This window comes from Cognatilysobacter lacus, assembly GCF_008274655.1.
GTDB classification, from domain to species: domain Bacteria; phylum Pseudomonadota; class Gammaproteobacteria; order Xanthomonadales; family Xanthomonadaceae; genus Cognatilysobacter; species Cognatilysobacter lacus.
On record NZ_VTRV01000151.1, the window covers coordinates 1 to 6,505 of the forward strand.

The following is a 6,505-nucleotide window of genomic DNA, read 5'->3' on the forward strand; positions in this document are numbered from 1 at the left end:
CAGGCCGCGCTCGCGGTGGGTCAGCGCGAAGCCGGGCACCCGGCAACGGGGACATGGCGACGCCAGGCGCTGCGCGAGGTCACGTGCGGCGTCCGCAATCACCGCCTGCCGCGTCGGATTGCGGTGCGCGCGCGCATCCACCTCGAGCACGACGTAGCCGTCCGCCGACATCACCATCGCTTCTTCGAACGCGTCGCGTAGCAGCGCGAACGTCGCGACCTCCTTGCGGATGCGCGGATCGGACACGCTGTCGGGGCGCACGACGAAGCCGTGGGCCGGGAATCCCGACTGTTCCGCGAAGCACTCGGCCTCCGCCCATGACGCGACTCGGCGGCTGGCAAAGCGCGCGCGCGCCGCGGCGCGGCCGCAGACCTCGATGCCCAGCCGGTCGTCGATCCAGACCAGCAACTCCACGTTCCACGAAATCATTCCGAAGACCGGGTCGACGCCGAACACGCCCTCGCTCGCCACGCCGACCGAGGTCCCCACGAGTTGCATGCCGATCCTTGCCTTGCGCCGCGCCGTCTCCAGCTGCGTGCCTTCGCGCGGAACGTCGCGGGTGAACGTGCCGAGCCGGTCGGTGTCGTAGCCGTCCGTGTGCACGATGCGGCAGCCGAGCGCCGGCTCGAGGACGGGTGCCAGCTGCGCCTGCTTGCCGTGGCAGGTCAGCAGCGCGACCGGCCGGCCGGCGTAGACCGCCATCGAACCGGCCGCGTCGGGCGCGCGTGCGGTGTTCATTCGCCCTGCGCCTGTGAATAGCCGCGCTCGCCGTCGAAGGTGTAGAGGTTTTCCGTCTTGATGGGCTCGAAGCCGGCCTCGGCGATGCGCAGCAGCAGCGCGCAGATCGCCGCGGGCCGCAGCGCGTGGTCGGCGGCGACGAACCGGCAGCGCCAGTGATCGGTGCGCGTCGTCTGGCGCTGTCCTTGAGGGTAGACCTTGACGCCGCGGTTGGTGATGAGCGCGAGGCGGAACTGCGGGCCCGCGAGCCTGTCGAGCGCTGCGCCGAGCGCGTCGGGATCGCGTCCGTCCGCGCTCCAGTCGAGGAAGACATCCACGCCGTCGAGCGCCTTGGTGGCTCGCGTCGTCGGGATGTCGGCGGCGCACATCGGCGTTGACGTCTCGTGCGCCGGATAGTCCACCGCGGCCATGCGCTGCGGCCGCTCGCCCAGGCGCGCGACCACCGCCTGCGCGAAGGCGCGCGTGCCCACGCGCTCGCGGCTGTGCGCGCCGTGGATGTCGGCGGTGTGCAGGCCGTCCTCGATGGTTCGCAGCCACGCGTTGTGGATCGCGGTCGCCGCCGCGCCTCGGCCCAGGTGCACCAGCATCATCACCGCGCTTAGCAGCAGCCCGGACGGGTTGGCGATGTCGCGCCCGGCGATGTCCGGCGCGGAGCCGTGCACGGCCTCGAACATCGCGCACTCGCGGCCGATGTTCGCCGACGGCGCGAGGCCGATCGACCCGGCGACTTCGGCCGCGACGTCGGAGAGGATGTCGCCGTAGAGGTTGGGCGTCACCACCACGTCGAAGCGCGTCGGATCCACCGCCATCTTCGCGGTGCCGATGTCGATGATCATGTGCTCGGCGGCGATGTCGGGGTATTCGCGAGCGACCTCGTCGAACACGCGATGGAACAGCCCGTCCGTGAGCTTCATGATGTTGTCCTTGGTCATGCACGTGACCTTCCGCCGGCCGTGCAGGCGCGCGTAGTCGAAGGCGTAGCGCACGATCCGCTCGCAGCCCGGACGCGAAACCAGCTTGAGGCACTGCACCACCTCGTCGGTCTGGCGGTGCTCGATGCCGGCATACGTGTCCTCCTCGTTCTCGCGAACGATCACCACGTCCATGCCCGGGTGGTGCGTGGCCACGAACGGGTGGTAAGCGACACAGGGGCGCAGGTTGGCGTACAGGCCGAACGTCTTGCGCAGCGACACGTTCACGCTCTTGTAGCCGCCGCCTTGCGGCGTGGTGATCGGACCCTTGAGAATCACGCCGTGCTCGGCGATGGCGTCGATCGTGTCGCGGTCGAAGCCGGCGGCGTGCCCGGCGCGGTAGGCTTCGAGGCCGACCGTCACCGGCGCAAAGGACAACGCGGGATCGGCGGCGCGGAGCACGTCCAGCACCGCCTGCGTGATCTCGGGGCCGATGCCGTCACCGGCGGCCACGGCGATCGTGCGATGCGGCAGCGGGGCAGATGCGGGCTGAGGCAGGAGCTGAGGCAGGAGCTGGGCAGACATACGATCTCCAATACACGACATTTGTGTCGCGTATTTTAGATCGCGTAACGTGGGCCGTGTCAACGGCTCCGGCGTATTGGGCGCAAGGATCGGACGAACGGAATGGCTGACGCAGGCTGGACCTTCTTCAGCAACCACACCCACGTGCTGTTCTGCCTCGCGGCGGACGGCGGCCAGACCCTGCGCGAGGTCGCGTCAAAAGTGGGCGTGACCGAGCGCGCCGTGCAGCGCATCGTGGCCGACCTCGAGGAAGCGGGCGTGCTCGAGCGCGAACGCGACGGGCGCCGCAACACCTATCGCATGCACGCGGACGTGCCGTTGCGGCACGCGGTCGAGGCGCACTGTCGTGTCGGCGACCTTATCGCGCTCGTCGTCGCCGAACCGGCGGTACCGCTGGCGACATCGAAGCCGCGAGCGGCGGCGAGGAAGGCGGTGCCGAAGAAGCGGACGCCGCGCTGATCGCGGCGTCAGAGCGCGCGCGCGAACCAGCGGCGGCGCAGCAGCCAAGCGACCAGCATCGCCGCGAGGAAGACACCGTAGCCCGAGATGGTGGCGAGCACCTGGCGCCAGATGCTGCCGGCGGTTCCCGTCGGGACCGCATAGCCGTGCGCCCAGCGGGCAACGAGCACGAAGGCGAGCACGGCGAGCGCGATCGATGCGAGGTCGAATGCGCGCCGCGCCGCCGTGCGCGGCTGCCGCGGGTAGGCCCAGAACAGGCCGGAGAGAATCACGAACCACGGGAGGAACAGGATCAGCGCGAGCGCCTGCTGCACCGACAGGCTCACGCGGCGTCCTCCGCCATCTGCGCGAGCGCGGCGTCGATCTCCTCGCGCGTCACGCCGTCGCCGGGCACGAGCGTGGCGTCGTCGTCGAGATGGCCGGACCGCTTGAGCGCGGCGACGCGCTGGCCGGCGTCGCGCGGCGCATCGAAGCCCGCGCTCTGCAGCAGCACGCGGTCGCCGCGCACCAGCTTGAAGTAGAACTTGCCGTCCGGCTCGCGGTACTGCTTGAACGTGGCTGGCGCCGGCTGCTCAGCCTGCGTCGAAACCGAGACCGACGCCTTCGACAGGTCGCGCAGCCCGACGGCTTCGCGCAACTGCGCGAGCAGCGGCGTCGCATAGGCGATACGCAGGCGCGCCGCGCCATCGCGCAGGGTCGCCTCGATGTCGGCCGGCTTCGCCACCAGCGTTTCGTACTTCTCGCGCATCGGCGAAATCTCGGCGTCGATGCGGTCGAACAGCGCCTGCTTGGCCTCGCCCCAGGCGATGCCGGACTCGAACGCGCGGCGCATGTCGTCGGCCTGCTGCCGCGACGAAAACGCCTGGAAGAGCTGGAACACGTTCGATGTGTCCGCGTCCTTCGGCTCACCAGGCGCGCGCGAGTCGGTGACGATCGAATAGATCAGCTTCTTCAGCTGCTCGCGCGGCGCGAACAGGGGAATCACGTTGTCGTAGCTCTTGCTCATCTTGCGGCCGTCGAGGCCGGGCAGCGTCGCCACGTGCTGCTCGATCGCCGCCTCGGGCAGCGTGAAGTGCTCGCCGAACAGATGGTTGAAGCGCTGGCCGAAGTCGCGCGCCATCTCGATGTGCTGGATCTGGTCGCGCCCCACCGGCACCTTCTGCGCATTGAAGATCAGGATATCCGCGGCCATCAGCACCGGGTACATGAAGAGGCCGGCGGTGATGCCGGCATCGTCGTCTTCGCCCGCTTCACGGTTCTTGTCGACCGACGCCTTGTACGCGTGCGCGCGATTGAGGATGCCCTTGCCGGCGATGCAGGTGAGCAGCCAGGTGAGTTCTGGGATTTCGGGAATATCGCTCTGGCGATAGAACCAGGCCTGCGACGGATCGAGCCCGCAGGCCAGCCAGCTCGCGGCGATCTCCAGCGTCGAGCGCTGCACGCGCGCGGGGTCCATCACCTTGATCAGCGCGTGGTAGTCGGCGAGGAAGTAGAAGCTTTCGACCGACGGATCGCGGCTGGCCTCGAGCGCTGGACGGATCGCGCCGGCGTAGTTGCCCAGGTGCGGCGTGCCCGAGGTGGTGATGCCGGTGAGGACGCGGGTACGGGTCATTTCGATGCGGGACACAGGCGGTGCGCGAGTTTACCGTGCGGCTCAGCGGCCTCGTCGGCAAACGGCGCATGAACTCGGCTGGTGCCGGCCGGCCGCGGTCGCAACCCCATTCAGAAGCGCCGTGCGTTGATTTATCCAACGCCTGCCGGGTTACCGCCATGAACGTCCGCCGCCGTGCCGCCCTCGCCTTCGCCGCGATCCTCGTCGCGGTTGCCTCCGCCCCTGCCGCGCAGGCCCAGTGGCACGACATGGACGAGCGGGTGGAGTTGCGCATCCTCGACCGCGATGCCTACGACGAGCTGCCGCAGTACGTCTACCGGGGGCAGACGTGGGTGCCCGGCACGCCCGGCCACCGGTATGCGGTGCAGCTGACCAACCATTCGCCTGCGCGTGTCCTCGTGGTGCTGAGCGTGGACGGCATCAACGCGGTGACGGGGCAGACCGCCCGCGCCAACCAGGCCGGCTACGTGCTCGAGCCGTACGCGACCACGGAGGTCGCCGGCTGGCGCAAGTCGATGGTCGACGTCGCGCAGTTCTACTTCGCCGATATCCGCGACAGCTACGCGGCGCGCACCGGCCGTCCCGACAACGTCGGCGTGATCGGGATCGCGGTGTTCGACGAGGCGCGGCTGGTTCCGCGGGTGTACCTGCCGGAGCGCCGCGACGCGGACACCCCGATGGCGCCGCCGATGGCGCAGTCGCGCTCGCAGGAGCTGGGTACCGGCCACGGCGGCCGCGAGTACGCGCCGGCGGTACGGCGCGGCTTCCTGCGCGCCAGCGCGCGACCGGTACAGGTCACCGAGATCCGCTACGACGATGCCGATGCGCTGGCCCGTCGCGGGATTGGCCCGGGTCGATACGGGCGTCGCTGGGGCCACGAGCCGCAGGCGTTCCCGGGCGGCTTCGTGCCCGACCCGCCGCCCCGCTGGTAGGCCCGGCTGTTCCCGGACAAAAAAAGGGCCGGATCGCTCCGGCCCTTTCGTCATGCGCGAACCGCGTGGATCAGCACTTGCCGTCCTTGCAATCCTGCGCCTTGTCTTCGACCTTCTCGCCAACCTTCTGCACGTCCTTGCCAGCACCGGCCATCGTGTTGCAGGCGGACAGGAAGCTCATCGAGAACATGGCGAGCAGCAACAGGGAAGTCAGACGCTTCATGGTGTCATCTCCGGGGGATGCCGCGGGGCGGCTGGGAATTGCGTAGGCGGATGACACGGCAGCGAGCGTGAAACGCGTGTGCACTGCCGCTGCTTTCGCGCGTGAATCGTCACCGGGCGTTCATCCCCGTCAACGCGTCGTTCCGGCTTGAGCCACACCTTCACGTCGCGGCCGGCATTGGTGCCGCTCACGCGACGCCGAAATCATTCCCGCAGAAGCGTCGACTTTCCGAACAGGCTCTCGACCAGGTCCACCACCAGGATCGCGGTGCGGTTGTGGTCGTCGATGAGCGGGTTGAGCTCCATGATGTCGAGCGAGCCGAGGCGTCCGGTGTCGCAGATCATCTCCATCACCAGCGACGCCTCGCGATACGTCGGGCCACCCATCACCGTGGTGCCCACCCCGGGCGCGATCGACGGATCCAGGAAGTCGACGTCGAAGCTGACGTGCAGGTGCGTGTCGGGGCCCATGCCGTCGAGCGCTTCCTCCATCGCCGCGCGCATGCCGACTTCGTCGATGTAGCGCATGTCGTAGACGTCGATGCCGTACTGGCGCAGCAGCCGGCGTTCGCCTTCGTCCACCGAACGGATGCCGATCTGGCGGATGTCCTCGGCGCGCACGGCGGGTGAAACGCCCGACAGGTGGGTGAGCGAGTCGGGCCCGAGCCCGCACAGGCACGAGACCGGCATGCCGTGGATGTTGCCCGACGGCGTGACGTCGCTGGTGTTGAAGTCGGCGTGCGCGTCGAGCCAGAGCACGCGCAACGTGCGCCCGTTCTCGCGGCACCAGCGCGCGACGCCGGCGATCGAGCCGAGGCCGAGGCAGTGGTCGCCACCGAGCAGGATCGGCACGCGGCCGTCGACGAGTTCGCCATGCATCGCGTCCATCACGATGCGGTTCCATTCGGTGACTTCGGCGACGTGCCGGTAGCCGCCGACCGGGTCCTGCCAGGGATTGCGCGGGCCGTCGAGGTTGCCGCGGTCGAGCACGTCAAGGCCGCGCGCCTGCAGTGCCTCGCCGAGGCCGGCGATGCGCAGCGCCTCCG

At 69.4% G+C, this 6,505-nt stretch carries 8 protein-coding genes; 2 read left to right on the top strand and 6 right to left on the bottom strand.

Annotated features, from left to right (window positions below; all coding sequences use genetic code 11):
* The coding region (locus FW784_RS11635) for a DUF6671 family protein (protein ID WP_149353509.1) at positions 1-738 on the bottom strand (738 nt) is incomplete at its 3' end.
* The gene (locus FW784_RS11640; RefSeq protein ID WP_149353510.1) at positions 735-2,234 is read right to left on the bottom strand and encodes an NADP-dependent isocitrate dehydrogenase; all 1,500 of its coding nucleotides are present in this window, start codon (positions 2,232-2,234) and stop codon (positions 735-737) included. The genes FW784_RS11635 and FW784_RS11640, both read right to left, overlap by 4 nt.
* A gap of 102 nt (positions 2,235-2,336) precedes the next feature.
* Between FW784_RS11640 and FW784_RS11645 the strand changes: the two genes are divergently transcribed.
* Positions 2,337-2,693 (top strand): helix-turn-helix transcriptional regulator, encoded by a 357-nt coding sequence (locus tag FW784_RS11645; protein ID WP_149353511.1) that lies wholly within the window; start codon positions 2,337-2,339, stop codon positions 2,691-2,693.
* Between the two features lie 8 nt (positions 2,694-2,701).
* On the opposite strand, the gene FW784_RS11650 is transcribed toward FW784_RS11645, so the two are convergent.
* Both FW784_RS11650 and FW784_RS11655 read right to left on the bottom strand, forming a co-directional pair.
* Positions 2,702-3,019, bottom strand: coding sequence for a hypothetical protein (locus FW784_RS11650; protein WP_235893669.1), 318 nt, complete (start codon positions 3,017-3,019; stop codon positions 2,702-2,704).
* Entirely contained in the window at positions 3,016-4,305 is a 1,290-nt protein-coding gene (locus tag FW784_RS11655; protein ID WP_149353512.1) for a tryptophan--tRNA ligase, read from the bottom strand. The genes FW784_RS11650 and FW784_RS11655 overlap by 4 nt, the downstream gene beginning before the upstream one ends.
* A 158-nt stretch (positions 4,306-4,463) precedes the next feature.
* Between FW784_RS11655 and FW784_RS11660 the strand changes: the two genes are divergently transcribed.
* A complete protein-coding gene (locus tag FW784_RS11660) occupies positions 4,464-5,237 on the top strand; it encodes a hypothetical protein (RefSeq protein WP_149353513.1) in 774 nt (257 codons plus the stop codon).
* Between the two features lie 70 nt (positions 5,238-5,307).
* Here FW784_RS11660 and FW784_RS11665 read toward each other — a convergent pair whose 3' ends face one another.
* Both FW784_RS11665 and rocF read right to left on the bottom strand, forming a co-directional pair.
* The gene (locus FW784_RS11665) at positions 5,308-5,460 is read right to left on the bottom strand and encodes an entericidin A/B family lipoprotein (protein WP_149353514.1); all 153 of its coding nucleotides are present in this window, start codon (positions 5,458-5,460) and stop codon (positions 5,308-5,310) included.
* Positions 5,461-5,663: 203 nt separating this feature from the next.
* Positions 5,664-6,505 (bottom strand): arginase (gene rocF, locus FW784_RS11670; protein ID WP_149353515.1); only part of this gene is annotated, 842 nt, incomplete at its 5' end.

What these genes read in the sequence shown, in the direction of transcription:
- FW784_RS11640 (WP_149353510.1), bottom strand. Translation starts at nt 2,234, where the DNA reads ATGTCTGCCCAGCTCCTGCCTCAGCTCCTGCCTCAGCCCGCATCTGCC.
- FW784_RS11645 (WP_149353511.1), top strand. Translation starts at nt 2,337, where the DNA reads ATGGCTGACGCAGGCTGGACCTTCTTCAGCAACCACACCCACGTGCTG.
- FW784_RS11655 (WP_149353512.1), bottom strand. Translation starts at nt 4,305, where the DNA reads ATGACCCGTACCCGCGTCCTCACCGGCATCACCACCTCGGGCACGCCG.
- FW784_RS11660 (WP_149353513.1), top strand. Translation starts at nt 4,464, where the DNA reads ATGAACGTCCGCCGCCGTGCCGCCCTCGCCTTCGCCGCGATCCTCGTC.
- FW784_RS11665 (WP_149353514.1), bottom strand. Translation starts at nt 5,460, where the DNA reads ATGAAGCGTCTGACTTCCCTGTTGCTGCTCGCCATGTTCTCGATGAGC.